This window comes from Acinetobacter soli, assembly GCF_000760595.1.
GTDB classification, from domain to species: domain Bacteria; phylum Pseudomonadota; class Gammaproteobacteria; order Pseudomonadales; family Moraxellaceae; genus Acinetobacter; species Acinetobacter soli.
The window spans coordinates 274785-292332 of record NZ_BBNM01000002.1 but is presented as its reverse complement, the minus strand read 5'-3'; the positions used below and the strand labels follow the sequence as shown (position 1 = coordinate 292332).

Annotated in this window: 13 protein-coding genes; 7 read left to right on the top strand and 6 right to left on the bottom strand. The window is 46.2% G+C overall.

Annotation, left to right across the window (positions count from 1 at the left end; all coding sequences use genetic code 11):
* Nucleotides 1–211: 211 nt before the first annotated feature.
* Both acs and Aso01_RS03715 read left to right on the top strand, forming a co-directional pair.
* Nucleotides 212–2167, top strand: a complete 1956-nt coding sequence (acs, locus tag Aso01_RS03720) for an acetate--CoA ligase (RefSeq protein ID WP_004933976.1) — start codon at nt 212–214, stop codon at nt 2165–2167.
* Nucleotides 2168–2308: 141 nt separating this feature from the next.
* Nucleotides 2309–3490 (top strand): acyl-CoA dehydrogenase family protein, encoded by a 1182-nt coding sequence (locus Aso01_RS03715; RefSeq protein ID WP_004933979.1) that lies wholly within the window; start codon nt 2309–2311, stop codon nt 3488–3490.
* 22 nt (nt 3491–3512) lie between these two features.
* Here Aso01_RS03715 and Aso01_RS03710 read toward each other — a convergent pair whose 3' ends face one another.
* From Aso01_RS03710 to msuE, 3 genes are all read right to left on the bottom strand, one after another.
* The gene (locus Aso01_RS03710) at nt 3513–4064 is read right to left on the bottom strand and encodes a cysteine hydrolase family protein (protein WP_004933982.1); all 552 of its coding nucleotides are present in this window, start codon (nt 4062–4064) and stop codon (nt 3513–3515) included.
* 218 nt (nt 4065–4282) lie between these two features.
* A complete protein-coding gene (gene sfnG, locus Aso01_RS03705; protein WP_004933984.1) occupies nt 4283–5383 on the bottom strand; it encodes a dimethylsulfone monooxygenase SfnG in 1101 nt (366 codons plus the stop codon).
* 30 nt (nt 5384–5413) lie between these two features.
* Nucleotides 5414–6148, bottom strand: a complete 735-nt coding sequence (msuE, locus tag Aso01_RS03700) for an FMN reductase (protein ID WP_004933988.1) — start codon at nt 6146–6148, stop codon at nt 5414–5416.
* A gap of 371 nt (nt 6149–6519) precedes the next feature.
* Between msuE and Aso01_RS03695 the strand changes: the two genes are divergently transcribed.
* A complete protein-coding gene (locus tag Aso01_RS03695) occupies nt 6520–7170 on the top strand; it encodes a response regulator (RefSeq protein WP_004933991.1) in 651 nt (216 codons plus the stop codon).
* Nucleotides 7171–7229: 59 nt separating this feature from the next.
* Here the strand turns inward: Aso01_RS03695 and Aso01_RS03690 are convergent, their stop codons facing one another.
* Together Aso01_RS03690 and Aso01_RS03685 are read right to left on the bottom strand one after the other, a co-directional pair.
* The gene (locus tag Aso01_RS03690; RefSeq protein WP_004933995.1) at nt 7230–8000 is read right to left on the bottom strand and encodes a hypothetical protein; all 771 of its coding nucleotides are present in this window, start codon (nt 7998–8000) and stop codon (nt 7230–7232) included.
* 361 nt (nt 8001–8361) lie between these two features.
* A complete protein-coding gene (locus Aso01_RS03685) occupies nt 8362–11862 on the bottom strand; it encodes a hybrid sensor histidine kinase/response regulator (RefSeq protein WP_004933997.1) in 3501 nt (1166 codons plus the stop codon).
* Nucleotides 11863–12046: 184 nt separating this feature from the next.
* Here Aso01_RS03685 and Aso01_RS03680 point away from each other — a divergent pair, with 184 nt between their 5' ends.
* Nucleotides 12047–12379 (top strand): DUF485 domain-containing protein, encoded by a 333-nt coding sequence (locus tag Aso01_RS03680; RefSeq protein ID WP_004934001.1) that lies wholly within the window; start codon nt 12047–12049, stop codon nt 12377–12379.
* Between the two features lies 1 nt (nt 12380).
* Nucleotides 12381–14096: a cation acetate symporter gene (locus Aso01_RS03675; RefSeq protein ID WP_004934002.1), complete on the top strand. Its 1716-nt coding sequence runs from the start codon at nt 12381–12383 to the stop codon at nt 14094–14096.
* 45 nt (nt 14097–14141) lie between these two features.
* Here Aso01_RS03675 and Aso01_RS03670 read toward each other — a convergent pair whose 3' ends face one another.
* Nucleotides 14142–14519, bottom strand: a complete 378-nt coding sequence (locus Aso01_RS03670; protein WP_004934005.1) for a hypothetical protein — start codon at nt 14517–14519, stop codon at nt 14142–14144.
* 202 nt (nt 14520–14721) lie between these two features.
* On the opposite strand from Aso01_RS03670, the gene Aso01_RS03665 reads away from it, so the two are divergent.
* Nucleotides 14722–15417 carry an ion channel gene (locus Aso01_RS03665; RefSeq protein ID WP_004934007.1) on the top strand — a complete coding sequence of 232 codons (696 nt, stop codon included), beginning with the start codon at nt 14722–14724 and terminating at the stop codon, nt 15415–15417.
* 144 nt (nt 15418–15561) lie between these two features.
* A complete protein-coding gene (locus tag Aso01_RS03660) occupies nt 15562–17541 on the top strand; it encodes a glycine betaine transporter (RefSeq protein ID WP_004934009.1) in 1980 nt (659 codons plus the stop codon).
* Nucleotides 17542–17548 lie beyond the last annotated feature (7 nt).

Sequence of the window (17548 nt, the reverse complement as noted above, 5' to 3'; positions counted from 1 at the left end):
AGAAATACTACAACCAACATACAAAAAATGTTGAATCTTTGGGTGTTTAAATTGTTTCGAATCTGATAGGTTGAAAAATATACGACCAAATGCGTATTGTCAGGCCCAACCACGTGTGTGGATACTGCATCAGCAACAACAAAAAAAGATCAAACACAGTGTCGGTTAAAAAAGCCTCGTGATGGGGCCTAAAAATCAAGGAAGTGATACTATGAATGAAATCTATCCAGTACCAGAAGAGTTTAAAAAAACAGCCCGAACCATTGAAGCCGATTATTTGGCGCGCTATCAGCAATCAATCGATGATCCTGATGGATTCTGGGCAGAAGAAGCCCGAAATGTCGATTGGATCAAGCCATTTACACAAGTTAAAAATACCAATTACGCGGCCGATGATTTTAAAATCGAATGGTTTGCCGACGGGCAATTAAATGTATGTGCCAACTGTCTGGATCGACATCTTAAAACACATCCGCACAAGCCTGCCATCATTTGGGAAGGCGATCATCCATCACGGCATAAAATTATTTCTTTCAAAGAGCTGTATGAAGAGGTGTGCCGTTTTGCCAACGTGCTAAAAAAATATGGCATCGAAAAGGGCGACCGTGTGGTGTTGTATATGCCAATGGTGTCTGAAGCGGCGATCGCCATGTTGGCCTGCGCACGGATTGGTGCGGTGCATTGTGTGGTATTTGGTGGTTTTTCACCCGATTCGCTCGCCAGCAGGATAGAAGATTGTCAGGCTAAACTGGTGATCACTGCCGATGCCGGTATGCGTGGCGGGAAGTTACTGCCATTAAAAGAAAGTGTCGATGAAGCCCTAAAAGTTAAGGGAACCGAGTCGGTTGAGCATGTGATCGTGGTTCATCGCACAGGTAATCCGGTTCGCTTTCAAGAGGGGCGTGATCTTTGGTATCACGTGGTGATTACCGAAGTGAATGATGTGTGTCCACCCGAACCCATGAATGCAGAAGATCCGTTATTTATTTTGTATACCTCCGGCTCGACGGGTAAACCCAAAGGTGTTCTGCATACCACAGGTGGCTACTTGGTGTACGCCACCACCACATTTAGAGAAGTTTTTGATATCAAGCAAGATGATGTGTATTGGTGTACTGCCGATGTGGGCTGGATCACGGGGCACAGTTACCTGATTTACGGGCCACTGTCGAACGGTACCAGTACGCTGATGTTTGAAGGTGTACCGCAATATCCGACGTGGGCCAGAATTGGACATATTATCGATAAGCACAAGGTCACCATTTTATATACTGCCCCAACGGCAATACGCTCCATGATGCGTGAAGGCGATGCCTATGTACGTGAAAGTGATCGGAGCAGTTTACGACTGCTGGGCACGGTGGGTGAGCCGATTAATCCGGAAGCGTGGTCATGGTATTACAACGTGGTGGGAGAGGGACGCTGTCCAGTGGTCGATACTTGGTGGCAAACCGAAACTGGCGGAATTTTGATTGCACCACTTCCGGGTGCAACCGATCTAAAACCGGGCTCGGCTACACGTCCATTTTTTGGTGTGCAACCTGCACTGGTAGATGGTGACGGACATGAAATTGAAGGGGCTGCCGAAGGCAATCTTGTGATTAAAGATGCTTGGCCGGGACAGATGCGAACCATCTGGGGCGATCCGAAACGGTTCATTGAAGCTTATTTCTCGACCTTTCCCGGGCGTTACTTTACCGGCGATGGTGCACGTCGTGATGAAGACGGTTACTACTGGATTACCGGACGAGTTGATGATGTGTTGAATATTTCGGGGCACCGCTTGGGTACAGCCGAGATCGAAAGTGCACTGGTTGCGCATCCGCATGTGGCTGAGGCTGCGGTGGTGGGTATGCCGCATGACATTAAAGGGCAAGGCATTTGTACCTTTGTGACGCTACAGGCAGGTGTGGAAGAGTCTGAAGAATTACGTCAAGAGCTGGTACAGTGGGTGCGAAAAATACTGGGACCGATTGCCACTCCAGACGCGCTGCACTGGGCACCTGCTTTGCCCAAAACCCGCTCTGGAAAAATCATGCGGCGCATTTTAAGAAAAATTGCGGCAAATGAGCTAGACAGCTTGGGCGATACCTCCACCTTGGCAGATCCCGCCGTGGTTGAACATCTGATTCATACGGTATACCCAGCGTCGAAAGCAGCCACTTAAGTACTGACAGCATCTCCTGCTTAAGTGAGCAGGAGGTGTTTTTATTTTATTGTTTTGAGCAAAGCTATGCCTAAATTTGCATAAAGCAGTGGGCAGAGATTTGCTAGGCTTAGACCTTGTTTTGGTCCTTCGGATTTGCGCATGAATCAACCTTATTTTGCACAGACATTTGATCCCTTGGCACAAGCTCAAGGCTTGGCGGCAGCGTTTGAGAAAACCGCAGCCGTACGGGACAAGCAAGGGGGCACGGCCAAAATTGAGCGTGATTTGATTCGGGCTAGCGGACTACTCTCGCTCTCAATTCCCAAAGCATATGGTGGGCAGGGAGCCGACTGGGAAACAATTTTTAAGACCATTCAACTGATTGCACAGGTCGATAGTTCTCTGGCGCATGTCTATGGTTTTCACCACTTACTGATTGCCACGGTTCAGCTTTTTGCCCAGCCCGAGCAGTATGAGAGCTGGTTTCGCCAGACCGCTCAGCAACAGCTCTTTTGGGGCAATGCTCTGAATCCGCTAGATCGGCGTACGCAGGTGCAACAGCTCAACGACGATACTTTTATTTTTCAGGGTGAAAAAAGTTTTTGTTCGGGTTCAATCGATTCAGACATGCTGCTTTGTTCGGGTTATAACCAAGAGGATAAACTGCTGATTGCGGTAGTGCCCACGCAACGTGACGGTATTCGTTTTTTAGGCGACTGGAATAACATGGGGCAGCGCCAGACAGACAGCGGCACCACTCATTTTGAACAGGTCAAGATTTTAAAGCATGAATTACTGCTCAATCCCGGGCCACTGAGTACACCGTATTCGAGCCTGAGGCCTTTAATTGCGCAGTTGATTTTTGTACATTTGTTTTTGGGCGTCGCAGAGGGCGCTTTTAAAGTCGCGCATCAGGCGGTGCAACATCAAAAAGCATGGGCCACGTCAAGCGCAACGCAAAGTGTAGATGACCCCTATATTCAAAAGCATTTTGCCGAATTTTACGTGCAACTTGAAAGTGTCCGCTTACTGACCAACAAAGCCCGTACGCTCTTACAAAACGCGTGGAACGAAGGGCCAGACTTGAGTGCTCAGCAACGGGGTGAGGTATCGGTGGCGGTGGCCACAGCGAAAATTGCAGCGACTCGCACGGGGCTGATGCTCACACAAGATATGTTTCAGGTGATGGGTGCCAGAGCGACTACAGCAGCGCTGAATCTGGATCGCTTCTGGCGAAATGTAAGAACCCAAACCTTGCATGATCCAATCGATTACAAATATCAAGAGGTCGGGGAGTGGGTATTAACTGGCAAAGTTCCGCATCCTAGTTTTTATTCCTAACCATGACCTTTGGTGTTGAATCTCAGGTTGCAGCGTGCGCTTGTAAAAAAGCCGCGGTGCTTTGAACATCGGCAAAGGTGGTGAGTGCACTCAAAAACGCATGTTGTACGGCATCGGCGGGTGTGGTGTGACCCTCAAAGGTTAAATCGCGTGTTGCTGTTGCATCGGCAATTAAAATCGGCTGATAGCCACGCTCTGCTGCGGCACGGGTACTGGAGTCGATACACATGTGCGTCATCATGCCGGTAATGACCAACTGTTCAATCTCCAAGGTTTTTAAGGTGTCTTCTAGTGAGGTATTTAAAAAACTGTTCGGTTTGTTTTTTGGAATGACAATCGCATGAGCTTGGCGCTTGAGCCCGGCATGTAACTCGACTCCAGATGTATTGGGACGAAAAAAAGTGGCTTCTGGTGGGTTGATATGCTGAATATAGATAACCGGTAAATTCTGCTCGACAAAATACGTTTCAAGACGATTAATCTGGCTGAGCGCTTGGTCTGGGCCCGCCAGTGTCATTGCACCACCTTCAAAATAGTCATTTTGTACATCAATGATCAGCAACGCTTGTTTCATGGTTTATTCTCGTTTTGATGATGCGATGTTTTTAGGTTAAATGGGAATATCCCTCGATACCATGTCAGATTGAGGTAAAATTGTTGGGCTTCGTTATCTCATGAGTTATTGTGTTTTGACGAATGATTGCGTTACAGCATTTTTAAAATAAAAAATACCCCGAGCCGAGTCTCAGGGTAAAGATGTATGTACCACCACGTTATTATTATAATTTCTCCTTAAGCAGATTTGGCGGTGATTTCCTGCTGCTGCTCCAGTTCGCGTACCAGTGGCAACACATGCTGTCCGAAATACTCGACTTCTTCGATAAAATGTAAAAACCCAGACAAAATCAGATCAACCCCCACATGTTTCAAGGCAACAATGCGTTCTGCGATTTGCTGCGGTGTTCCAATCAGATTGGTTTTAAAGCCATCGTTATACTGCACTAAATCTTCGAAGGTCGACTTGGCCCAGTTTCCTTCACCTTCGGGGCTGGCAGCTCCCGCCTGACGTGTGGCATCGCCAAAGGCATGTACCGCTTCGGTATTGGCCTGATCAATAATTGACTGTAATACGGCTTGCGCTTCTTGTTCTGTATCTCGGGCAATAATAAAGGCATTTACTCCAATTTTAACCTGATGCTGGTTGGCCTTGGCTTTGCTGCGAATATCGTGTACTTGTTTTTGAATTTCCTCGACGCTATTGCCGTTGGTAAAATACCAGTCCGATACCCGGGAAGCCATATCACGTGCTGCCCGTGAGCTGCCTCCTTGAAAGACTTCGATATGCGGTTGCTGTAGCGGTTTTGGCTTTAAGGTATAGTTTTGAAACTGATAGTACTTGCCGTCAAAACTAAAATTGTCTTGTGTCCAAATGCCCTTGAGGCTGCGGATAAATTCCTCAGAGCGTGCATAGCGCTGATCGTGCTCTGGCCATGGTTCGCCAATGGCATCAAACTCACCTTTAAACCAGCCACTCACCACATTGATGGCAATACGCCCCTGCGTGAGATAGTCAATGGTCGCCAGTTGTTTGGCTGCCAGTACGGGTTTCCATGGGCCGGGTAATATGGCCGCAATTACTTTAAGTTTTTCGGTTTTGGCCAATAAGGCATGACTAAAGCTCACCGATTCATGCTGATACTCTGCGCCGTAGCCCGCAGTAAAGCGAATCTGGGTCAGGGCATATTCAAAGCCATTTGCTTCTGCGGCCTGAGCCAGTTTAATGTTGTATTCGTAGCTCCAGTCAGTTCGTTGTTCGATATTGCTGACCACGAGTCCACCACTGACATTGGGGACCCAGTACGCAAATTTGATGGGTGCAGTTGATTGACTCATGGCAAAACTCCTTCTCATAAACGGTACGGCTTAGGCCACGTTGCTTTTTAAATTTTTAGGATGCAAGAGAGATTCGGCAGCGTCCAGATTGGGAACCGCAGCCGATGGCAAAACTTCGTCCTGCTCGATTTGTTTGTTGATGCCCAGATTTTGGTTGGCCTGTGCCGTTTTGTCTTTGACCACCTCGGCGCGCTGGCCTTTGGCAGGTGCCCATTCCAAAATAGGCAATGCACGTGCCACAGCCAACGTGATACGGTCACGAAGTAAATCGCTTTGAATGCTATAGTCTTTCGCAAAGTCGCGATCGGTGGCGTAGACCCCAATTGGCAGTGTTTGGGCTTGGAAAAAGCTAAACAATGGGCGTAGCTGATGTTCAAGTACGAGGGCATGGCGGTCACTACCACCTGAGGCTGCCAGCAAAACAGGGACATCGACCAGCGCGGTTTGTTCAACGAAATCAAAAAAATGCTTAAACAGGCCAGTAAAAGATGCACGGTATACCGGCGTACCTACAATCAAGGCATCGGCTGCTTCAACCTTGGCGAGATCGTCTTGCACGCGCTGGGGAAGCTGGTTACGGTAAATCGCACCGCCAAGCAAATGACCGATTTCGCTAAACTTAATAAAATGCACCTGAATCGGGGTTGCATCGGCCAGCTCATTTAGAATTTCTTGAACCAGCGCTTCAGTTTTAGATGGATGATTTAAACCGCCAGAAACGGCAACAATATTGAGTGGTTTTTGAGTATTTGAATGTTGTGGCATGATCAACCTAAATAGCAAATAAAACAATTGATCCTATTAATCGGTATTTCCAGCCTCAGGTAAAATAATCAAATTGTGAAACCTTATCGTTTTTTCTTCTATATTGGCACATGCATTCATCGGTGTATAAAGGCTATTTTAACCCTATGAATTTATTTTATTTTCTTCTTTAAGATAAGGTCTTCAGTATTTTTAATAAAATTATAACAATAATCACTAAGCTTTAAGCGATTTTGAAAAAACGAAAAAAATACTGAAATCTAACGGCTTAACCGACATTTTATATAAAAATTGGGTAATATGGTTCTATCCTTAAAGCCAGCAGTATGAGTAAAATCAAGATACTGCGCCAGAGATCTCTCGTTTCGCTTATGAATATTTTAATCGTCGATGATCATCCTCTGTTTCGCCATGCCCTAATTCAGGCGGTGCGATACAGTCTGCCTCAAGCTCAAATTTATGAAACTGCAGCAGTCAATGAATTTTACGAGCGCTTAGAAAGTGGAGCAGAGCCAGATCTGGTATTGCTGGATTTAAACTTACCGGGTGCATCGGGCTTTTCTGCGCTGGTGCATGTGCGTGCGCAATATCCGTCGCTACCGATTATTGTGGTGTCTGCACATGAAGAGACCTCGATTATCCAGCGTGCGATTGCTCATGGTGCCATGGGTTATATTCCAAAATCTGCGCATCCAAGTCATATTGGCGAAGCCATCCGCCATGTGCTGGAAGGTGAAATCTGGTTGCCACCCAACTTACCTAATAATTTAAGTTTCGATCCGCGCGCTGCAGATGAAACCGAACTGGCCGAACGTATTCAGTCGCTGACGCCGCAGCAGTTTCGCGTTTTAATGATGGTGGCTGAAGGTTTGCTCAATAAACAAATTGCCTATGAATTAGATGTTTCAGAAGCGACCATTAAGGCGCATGTGACCGCTATTTTCCGTAAATTGGGCGTACAAAATCGTACCCAAGCGGTATTGGCGATTAATGCCCTAAATATTGAAGACAAAAGACTTTAACTATTGAAGTGTATATGTAAAAAACAGGGGAAAATCCCCTGTTTTTTATGGTCAAAAATTTAAGCCAGACAGTCTTGCTTGGTGGTAATGTTGTCACAGTACAGCGGATTGAGCGCACAGTGCAGTTCATCGATTTGATCTTGAGTCACATAACCTTTTTGTTTGAGGTACTCGGCCACTCGATCATCGCGCAGGCTCAAAAAAGTGGCATCATACACCCCTAAATCGACAAACAAGGCCGCCGTTTCGAGGCTGTTGAATCGATCCAGAAAGATATCGTCGCCATACATTAAAAAGATATGATCATCTTCGGCACGCATGTCGACATTCAAGCGCTGGGCCAGCTTTTTAGGTGCTGTCTTGATAAAAAGTAGATCCGATAGTTCATCAAACTGCGACATATCCAGTGCTTCATGACCGTGTTTGACTCGTCCAAGCCATGCTTTAAACACCAACACCGCACCGCCACGAAGTAACATGCTCCACATTTGATGGCGGATTTTTTCATCTAGCATGTTGCCTTCCGATTCAAGCTGTTGCAGGAGATCTTCTTCTTTTTGGGCAAGTTTTTCAAATAATCCGAGCCCTTGTGGGCGATACATGGCCGGTTCAAACACGTCGAGCTGTAACTCATCAAACACTTGCAAGGCCAGTGGCACAACACTGCGGTATATGGTATCGAGGGCCTGTTTGTGTTCTGCTTTGAGTTTACTGTGTGGAAACAAAACGTTCCAATCGATATCGGGTAACAGGGCATTGGCACTGTATTCACGATAAAATTGCTGTGAACTGTGTAGATCGAATGAAGCTGCATCATCTGAGGTAATCATGACGAATGTCCTTTCTTATATCTGCAAGAGATCAACCGATCGGGTTGATGTGGGCTGCTTTTCACTGTTATGAGTTTTTTGGAATGCAATAGATATTAGACTAAAGTTTTATAATGGCTATTTTTATGATAAAAGTTTTATTTTTCAAATCATTATTGAATTGTAACTAACTATGGCAGTGTTCATTTACAAAAAGGTCAGACTTTGCCATAGTCACTCGTACTTTGCTGGATTTGATCAATCAATCGCCAAAAAAAAGCGCGCTATCTGAACACTTTTGCCAACCATTCGTCTATGTGGCATGGCTTCAGGTCATTTCTTGCAAAAAATGGCCTGAAGCGGGTAGGTAGAGCCAAGCGTTTTAGCGAGTTGGAGATGAAATTTTCAAGCCAGATAACCATGCCCGTAATCCGGCCGGTTTAAGTGGCTTTTTGAGTAACATCACATTGAGCTCTTTGAGTCGCTGTGGCAGCTCCGGATCTGAGTCTGCGGTAATCAGTGCAACCGGAACCTGATCTTGTCGATGCTGCAAAATAAAGTCGAGGCCGAGTTGCTGGTTGTTCAGATGCTGATCGATCAACCAGACCTGAATATTATGCTGTTGAATCAAGGTGTAGGCCTGTTCGGGTTCTGTGGCTTTAAAGACTTCATACCCCCATTTCGACAACAGCGTACTCATCCCCTCCAAAATGGTTTCGTCATTGTCTAAACATAAAATCCGGTAAGCTTTGGTTTTTAGGGGAATCGCCTGTGCTTGCGGTGCCATCACTTTAGGCGCATCTACGGTAGGTACCTCAATGATAAAGCATGAGCCTTGACCAATTTGGGAGTACACCTCGACCGGATGATCGAGCAAACTGGTCATACGCTGTACAATCGCCAGACCCAATCCTAGACCTTGTTCACCCCAAGGCGAAGTATGGCCGCAGCGTTCAAACTCTTGAAACAGTTTGATGCGCTGTTCCTCTGCAATACCAGGGCCTGTATCCCATACCCCTATACGGATATGCTGTGGTCGGGTGCTATGGCGTAACACGCCCACCACCACACGGCCCTTGGCGGTGTAGCGTAAGGCATTACTGACAAAGTTTTGAATAATCCGACGAATCCACTGTGGATCGGTATCGATCCAGAATTTGGCATCGTGGACATTCAGGCGAATATTACGCTGCGCTGCAATCGACTTAAATTGTAGTTCGAGATCGCTCAATAAATCATGCAGTGGGTAAGACTGTCGTTTGGGCTGCAATGAGCCGCCTTCAAGACGTGCAATATCGAGCAATGCCGACAACATGCTTTCGGCACCATGTAGCGCTCGATCAAGCTGTTGGAGCGTTTTACGATCGTCCTCACGAGACACACTTTGCTCTAATGCAGTACTAAACAAACGCGCAGCATGCATGGGCTGAAGCAGATCATGACTGGCTGCAGCAATAAAGCGGCTTTTCGACATATTGGCCTTGTCGGCCTGTTCACGTGCGAGCTGTTGCTCGGCCAAAGCGGTTTCAAGCTGTTGGGTACGATCACTGACCCGTGCTTCCAAAATCGCTTCATTTTCACGAAACGCCGTAATGTCGGCAAAGGTGGTAACAAAGCCACCGCCTTCGATAGGATTACCGCGCATTTGAATGACACGGCCATCTTTACGAATCCGCTCAAATTCGTGTGCGCTGCCCACTTTCATCCAGTGAATTCGCTTACGTACATGTTCTTCAATTGAGCCTGGTCCGCATTCACCGCGTTCGGCGTTATAACGAATCAGATCGGCAATTGGACAGCCGACGTACACCAGATCTTTCGGGTAATCAAACAGCTTTAAATATTGATTGTTCCATGCCACCAGACACATATTTTCATCGACCACGCTCACGCCTTGGGTCATGTGATCGATCATGGTCATGAGCAAATTCTGGTTAAAGCGCTGCCACTGCGAGGCTTGGTCCAAAATATTGGCCACCTGACCCAAGGCCAGTCCATTATTAACCATGGCGGTGGTGAGTAATGTCCGTGCAGATGCCGCCCCAATCGTGCCCGCCAAATACTGCTCGGTGAAGCGCCACCACATGCCGTTGGCGACGCTGTTGGGATTAAGCAGCACATCATTTTGCTCACAAAACTGTTTGAAGGCCTGTTGTGTTGGCCCTTCACCGGTAATGCGTTTGGCCAGCGTAATCAAATCACCCACTTTAAGCCGAGCCGCATCGTGATGCAGATAGCTCATATCTGTTGAGGTGTGATGCGATGGTAAAGGCTTGGTTTCGTAGTAAAAGAAACTTTCCGCCTGAATCTGCTCTGCCACACTGGGGCGATAAATCTTGGAAATCCAGACATACAAAATGGTGTTGAGGCCCAATGACCAGATCACCCCGTGAGTCAGTGGCGCAAAAGATTCGAAGCCAAGCAAAGCCTCAGGGCGCAAGAGGTTTAAGTGAAAAGGACCAAATACCAGCACCTGATGCGCGAAGGCTTGATAGGCGTCTGGAAGGCTTCTTAAAATTGTCGGGAACAGCAGGGTATAGGTCCACATAAAAAAACCGACAATGAGTCCGGCATATACGCCTTGACGGCTTCCACCGCGCCAGTACAAACCTCCAATAAGTGAGGGCGCAAATTGTGCTACTGCACTAAAGGCCAGTAAGCCAAAGACTGAAAGCTGATCGATATCATTAAAAAAGTGGAAAAATAAAAACCCGAGTAGCATCACAGCCAAAATACAAATACGTCGGGTGAGCTTTAAAAATTGTGGTAAGCGTTTATCGTGTCTGGATAATAAATTTAGGCGCCAGAGCGCCGGCATGATCAGATCGTTACTGAGCATAATCGACAAAGCCACTGACGATACCAGAAGCATGCCGGTTGATGCCGAAAAACCTCCCAAAAATGCCAGTAAGCTGAGCCAATCCTGATTAAAACTTAATGGCAGTGACAGTACTGCCACATCTGGAATAGTTAAAAAATTAGGTGATGCATGCAGTGCCCAACTGGCAATCGGAATAATTGCCACGGTGGTTAAAATTAAATACACCGCAAACCAGCGGCGCGCACCGCGAATATGTTTTTCGTCACGTAACTCGACCACCGCCACATGAAACTGCCGCGGTAAACAAATAATGGCCAGTCCGGCAAGTAGCGTTTGAATCCAGAAGGTTTCTGGTACACCAAACATCTGTACATTGTGAAAGGTTTTGGCAACATCTTCACTCACTTGTCGCATATTGGCGGGTGATTCAATCAGAAAAAAAACCGCCACGCACAGCAGGGCAAACAGCTTGACAAATGACTCAAAGGCGACTGCCAGCATGAGACCGCCATGTTGTTCGGTATTGGCAATTTGCCGTGTACCAAACATCATGGCCAGCAAAGCCAATATGCCGGTCAGGAGCAATACGCTATTGGTGGCCGTAGTCAAATGATCGGTGGCCTGATCTAAAATCACCGCAGTACTCAATGCCACGGCACGCAATTGCAACGCTAAGTACGGAATAATCGCAATCACCGCCAAAATGGTCACCAGTGAAGCCAAGGTCCCGCTTTTACCGTACCGTGCAGCAATAAAGTCGGCAATCGATGAGACAGCATGGTGCTGGCGAACACGGCCTAGGCGTCGCCAAATATCGTAGCCAAACCAGATAAAAATCAGGGGGCCCAGATAAATGGGCAGGAAAATAATACCGTCTCGCACAGCGGCACCCGTGGCGCCGTAAAAGGTCCAAGATGAACAATATACACCCAGTGTCAGGCTAAACAGCAGCATTCGTCCGCGAGGCCCTAAACGGCTGGCATGCCGCTCACCAAAAAAAGCGCAGAGAAATAAGACTAAAATATAGAGGGCGAGTCCGCCGATAATAAGCCAGCTGTTCATGCGATCGAATCTATGAAAACACAGGCCTATCATACCTTAAGCCACTTTAAAGCCCTGCATGTTGATTAAAATTTAGCGACCAAAGTCTAAGTTACGAACCTCATACAACATTGCTAACGTTATAGCGTGAAGAAAAAGGATTACAAAAAGCGTCCGACGATGGCCGCGGTAAAAGGAGCAGATTATGGATGACGTTCAGGTAGAAAGAATTCTACAGAATCCAAAATTTAAAAAAATGGTCAGCAAAAAAGCCACACTCAGTTGGACTCTTACCATCATTATGCTGGTGGTCTATGTGGGCTTTATGCTGTTGGTTGGATACAACAAAGAGTTTCTAATGAGCTCTTTTAGTGGCGGTGTCACCACCTGGGGTATCCCGCTTGGTCTTGGCATTATTGTTCTGTCATTTGTTTTGTGCGGTGTGTATTCGTATATCGCCAACAACAGCCTTGACCATCTCAATGAAGCTGCATTGAGAGAAGTTGAGAACATCACTCATGAGAAAGGACTGCACTAAGATGAAATGGACTTCATTTAAAGCGCCAGCACTGATGGCAATCAGCTTGCTGATGTCAACCCTCGCAGTTGCGGGGCCTGATTTGGGCGAAGCGCAGCAACAGGCCACCAACTGGCACGCAATTATCATGTTTGTGATGTTTGTCGGTGCAACCTTGTTCATTACCAAATGGGCAGCCAAACAAACCACCAATACCAAAGATTTCTACACGGCAGGTGGCGGAATCTCAGGTTTTCAAAACGGTTTGGCGATTGCCGGTGACTACATGTCTGCGGCATCGTTCTTGGGAATTTCCGCTTTAGTCTTTAGCTCAGGCTTCGATGGCTTGCTTTATTCACTGGGTTTCATGGTGGGCTGGCCAATCGTATTGTTCTTGATCGCAGAGCGTTTACGTAATTTGGGTAAATACAATTTATCTGATGTGGTGTCATTTCGTTTGGAAGAAAAACCAGTACGTACCTTGGCAGCTTTTAGCTCGCTTGTGGTAGTGGCGTTTTATCTGATTGCGCAAATGGTGGGTGCAGGGCAGCTCATTAAACTACTTTTCGGTTTGAACTATAACATTGCGGTTGTAATTGTGGGTTTACTCATGATGGCCTACGTGATGTTTGGCGGCATGTTGGCGACCACATGGGTACAAATCATCAAAGCGGTACTGTTGCTGTCTGGTGCAACCTTCATGGCGTTTATGGTGATGAAAGCGGTTGGATTTAGCTTCAGTAACATGTTTACCCAAGCCATCGATGTTTATGCCAATGTGCGTAGTATCAGCATGGAAGAGGCAGCAAAAATTATGGGACCAGGGAAACTGGCCGCCAACCCAATTGATGCGATTTCTCTTGGCTTAGCGCTCATGTTTGGTACAGCGGGTCTGCCACATATTTTGATGCGATTCTTTACGGTAAAAGATGCTAAAGAAGCGCGTAAATCTGTAGTGGTGGCGACTGGCTTTATTGGCTACTTCTACTTGCTGACGTTTATTATTGGTTTCGGTGCGATTCTGTTTGTTTCGAACAATCCGCAATTCCTTGATGTTGCCAAAGCAGCAGTAACAGGTAAGCTTGAATTGGTCGGCGGAAACAACATGGCAGCGGTTCACTTGAGTGATGCACTCGGTGGCGATCTGTTCATGGGCTTTATCTCTGCTGTTGCCTTTGCAACCATTTTGGCTGTAGTGGCAGGTTTGACCTTGTCGGGTGCATCTGCAATTTCACATGACTTGTATGCCAACGTATTCAAAAAAGGTCAAACCACACCAGAATCTGAATTGCGTATGTCAAAAATCGCAACATTGGGCTTGGCAATCTTCGCCATGATTCTGGGTATCTTGTTTGAAAAACAAAACGTTGCTTTCATGGTTGGCTTGGCCTTCTCTGTGGCGTGCTGTGCGAACTTCCCGGTGCTTGTATTGTCAATGTTCTGGAAAGGTTTAACCACACGTGGCGCCGTGATTGGTGGCGTGGTTGGCCTGACGACGGCTGTGGTCCTGATTATTCTGTCTAAAGCCGTGTGGGTAGACACACTTAAAATCTCAGATACACCGATCAATCCGTTTAATGGCCCAGCAATTTTTGCAATGCCGTTGTCGTTCATTTGCTGCTGGTTGTTCTCGGTGACTGATAATTCGGCCCGTGCCAAAGCAGAACGTAAAGCATTTGATGCGCAGTATGTGCGTTCAATGACCGGTATTGGAATTTCGGGTGCTTCAGATCACTAAGGTGCATCTGTCAGACACATGAAAAAAGCGCCGTTGGCGCTTTTTTTATTGTTTGGTGTATACATCGCCGTTAAGCTGCATATGCCATTTTTGATTCATCTGATACGGCGCGCGATCAATTTTGAACACCTGACTAAATTCGCCTTGACCGATCTGAAACTGCTGTGCATTAAAGTCGCTGATACTGGCTTTTAAGTCTGACTTGGCAGCATATTTCAAATCGTGATCTGGCGTTTTTTGTTCCTGAGTCACGTTCTGCCGATAATCCACTTGCCCGGTTTTTTCAATCACCAAACTACTGTGACTACTTTTCCACTGACCAATATATTCTGGATGCTGCTCTAGCATCGGATTGATTTTGCTGCATCCGACAAACAGCAGCGAGGCCATGCAGCAGCCCATGAGTGTTGTTTTGATATGCATATAAAGCCCTCTTCGCTTCATTGATACTTTTGAGTATGCACCGATTATTTCGGGTCAAATAGTGCAGTTTGATAATGTTATGTCATAAAACGTGATCTATTTCCGCTTTCCTCTATAAAATCACTTGACGACTTGCTAAAGCACACGACAAGATTCAGACATTCGCTCAGATGAAAACAACAAGAACGGGACGCCTCTTTTTATGTCGATTGCTCAAGATTTCAAACAACATTTCCGTTTACTGCCTTCGGCTTGGCTACTGGTGGTGCAACTGTTCATTTTGATTTTGTCTTTTTTTACTTATGATCATGGTGCCTATCGTGTACTGACTTGGATTTTGGGGGTACTGGCACTTTTATTGATTGGTCGAGTCATTCGTGAAACCAGTGTATTTACTCTCACGGGCTTATTTTTTGTGTTGGGCGCACTCTTTTTTTCAGTCTTGATTTTACTGGGCTTTAATCAGGTTTCAATTCAGATTCTGACGCATGGGTTCGAGGCATGTGCTTATTTCTATGCGGCCTATGGCTTATTGCGCTATATGTTTGCAGACCGATATCTAACCAAAGATGAGCTATTTGCAGCAGGGGCAGTGTTTACACTCATTGCATGGGGGTTTGCCTTTTTATACAACATTTGCCAGTTGTTGGTGCCGATGAGTTTTAGTAAACCCGATCATCAGGGCTTACAAAGCTGGTTAGACCTATTATTTTTGAGTTTTAGTTTACAATCGGCTACCGGACTTTCCGATATTTTTCCGATCAGCCCTGCGGCACGGGTAATTTCAATTCTTCAAATGTTTATGGGCGTGATGTTCTTGGCCGTGGTGGTGTCACGTCTGGTGGCATTGCAATATATTTCGCATTTGCCAGAAAAAAATCATCACGACGATACATAGCCTGTTACAGCTCTGTAACTTCTTTATTTTTCAGCAGGCTATACAATAATAACGCGCTTAATGCGCCTTTTTGCTTTTCACGACAGTGAATTTTTCTGACACATCGTTGTCGTTGGTTTTTATCAAAAAAAATATGGGGGATGTATGCCTTCCAAAACCTCATCTAGGTTTGCAAATATTAATCCAAATGTATTTGTCAGTACGATCATCATTATTGCGATCTTTCTGGCGATTGTCTTATTAATGCCAGATTCATTTGAGTTTCTGACCCAGCAGCTCAAAAACTGGATCACAGAATCCTTTAGTTGGTTCTATGTGTTGTCCGTGGCTTTGTTTCTAATCATCTTGGCGTTTATTGCCTGCTCATCGAGCGGTAAGATCAAACTCGGGCCCGATCATAGCCAACCCGACTACAGTAATCGGTCATGGTTTGCCATGCTGTTTACAGCGGGGATGGGGATTGGCCTGATGTTTTTCGGTATTGCCGAGCCGATCATGCATTATGTGAGCCCGCCTTCGGGACAGCCTGAAACGGTACTGGCAGCACAGCAGGCCATGCGGGTGACCTTTTTCCACTGGGGGCTACATGCATGGGGTATTTATGCCATCGTCGCTCTTTCGCTGGCTTACTTTGCCTATCGGCATGATTTACCCTTAAAAATACGCTCGTCTTTATATCCGCTGATTGGTAAAAAAATTCATGGCCCCATTGGTGATGCCGTAGATACCTTTGCCACAATCGGAACGATTTTTGGTGTGGCCACCACATTGGGCTTTGGTGTCACCCAGATTGGTTCAGGCTTAAATTATTTATTTGGCTTTGAATCAACAGCGTGGTCCAAAGTTATTTTGATTATTGTGGTCAGTGCCATGGCGGGTCTTTCTGTCGGATTTGGTCTCGATAAGGGCATCAAGCGTCTGGCCGAGCTGAATCTGATACTGGCTCTGGTTTTACTGGCATTTGTATTCTTTGCCAGCCAAAGTATTTATCTATTACAAACCACGGTTCAAAACACCGGACAATACATCTCTAATTTATTTGAAATGACCTTCAATCTGTATGCCTATCAACCCAATGGCTGGATTGGTGGGTGGACCATCATGTACTGGGCATGGTGGATTTCATGGTCACCTTTTGTCGGCATGTTTATTGCGCGGGTGTCTCGTGGACGAACCATTCGCGAATTTATTGTCGGTGTCATGCTGATTCCAACAGGTTTTACTCTGATTTGGATGGGCTTTATGGGCAACGCAGGACTCTACAGTATTTTGCATGAAGGCAATCAGATGCTGTTGGCGGCGGTGCAACGTGATTCATCCGTGGCTTTATTTGAGTTTCTAAATTCATTGCCATTTGCTGGACCGATGAGCTTATTGGCCACAGTGTTGATCATTTTATTTTTTGTGACCTCTGCCGATTCTGGGGCTTTGGTGGTGGATTATCTTACCGCCAAGACGGATGATTCACCGGTGTGGCAACGTCTTTTCTGGATTGTGGTGATGGCGGGGCTGTCGATTGTGCTGCTGCTCGCTGGCGGACTCAATGCCTTACAGTCTGCGATTATCATGAGCGCCTTACCATTTACGGTCATCATGCTGTTCATTTGCTGGGGACTGATCAAGGCATTACGGATTGACTCCACCAAAATGCAGGCGATTCAGGAAGCAAGAACCACACCGCGGGCCATTCAGAATCCACGAAGCTGGCAGCAACGTCTTGGGCTGATCATGCATTATCCACACGCTAAAGCAGACGTGGATGCATTTATTCAAGGCCGCGTAAAAGATGCTTTTCATAACTTGCAGCGCGAATTTAAGCGCCGTCAGTTAATGGTACAGATTCATGAAACCGACGAAGGCTTGATGCTCAAAGTGGATCATCACAATGAAATTAATTTTATCTATCATGTGGTTTCACGTGAAACAGTTCCACCAAGTTTCATGCTGCAATCCGAGCAGGAAACTACCGATAAATATTTTCAGGCTGAAGTGTTTTTACGTGAGGGCGGGCAAAACTATGATGTGATGGACTGGACTGAAGAAGATTTGATTCAAGATATTATCGATCAGTATGAACGCCACCTGTATTTCTTAAATGTGATGCGCAGCCAAACCATCAACTAATTGAAGC

What these genes read in the sequence shown, in the direction of transcription:
- Aso01_RS03690 (WP_004933995.1), bottom strand. Translation starts at nt 8,000, where the DNA reads ATGATTACCTCAGATGATGCAGCTTCATTCGATCTACACAGTTCACAG.
- Aso01_RS03680 (WP_004934001.1), top strand. Translation starts at nt 12,047, where the DNA reads ATGGATGACGTTCAGGTAGAAAGAATTCTACAGAATCCAAAATTTAAA.
- Aso01_RS03685 (WP_004933997.1), bottom strand. Translation starts at nt 11,862, where the DNA reads ATGAACAGCTGGCTTATTATCGGCGGACTCGCCCTCTATATTTTAGTC.
- Aso01_RS03710 (WP_004933982.1), bottom strand. Translation starts at nt 4,064, where the DNA reads ATGAAACAAGCGTTGCTGATCATTGATGTACAAAATGACTATTTTGAA.
- Aso01_RS03695 (WP_004933991.1), top strand. Translation starts at nt 6,520, where the DNA reads ATGAATATTTTAATCGTCGATGATCATCCTCTGTTTCGCCATGCCCTA.
- Aso01_RS03670 (WP_004934005.1), bottom strand. Translation starts at nt 14,519, where the DNA reads ATGCATATCAAAACAACACTCATGGGCTGCTGCATGGCCTCGCTGCTG.
- Aso01_RS03665 (WP_004934007.1), top strand. Translation starts at nt 14,722, where the DNA reads ATGTCGATTGCTCAAGATTTCAAACAACATTTCCGTTTACTGCCTTCG.
- Aso01_RS03675 (WP_004934002.1), top strand. Translation starts at nt 12,381, where the DNA reads ATGAAATGGACTTCATTTAAAGCGCCAGCACTGATGGCAATCAGCTTG.
- Aso01_RS03715 (WP_004933979.1), top strand. Translation starts at nt 2,309, where the DNA reads ATGAATCAACCTTATTTTGCACAGACATTTGATCCCTTGGCACAAGCT.
- acs (WP_004933976.1), top strand. Translation starts at nt 212, where the DNA reads ATGAATGAAATCTATCCAGTACCAGAAGAGTTTAAAAAAACAGCCCGA.
- Aso01_RS03660 (WP_004934009.1), top strand. Translation starts at nt 15,562, where the DNA reads ATGCCTTCCAAAACCTCATCTAGGTTTGCAAATATTAATCCAAATGTA.
- msuE (WP_004933988.1), bottom strand. Translation starts at nt 6,148, where the DNA reads ATGCCACAACATTCAAATACTCAAAAACCACTCAATATTGTTGCCGTT.
- sfnG (WP_004933984.1), bottom strand. Translation starts at nt 5,383, where the DNA reads ATGAGTCAATCAACTGCACCCATCAAATTTGCGTACTGGGTCCCCAAT.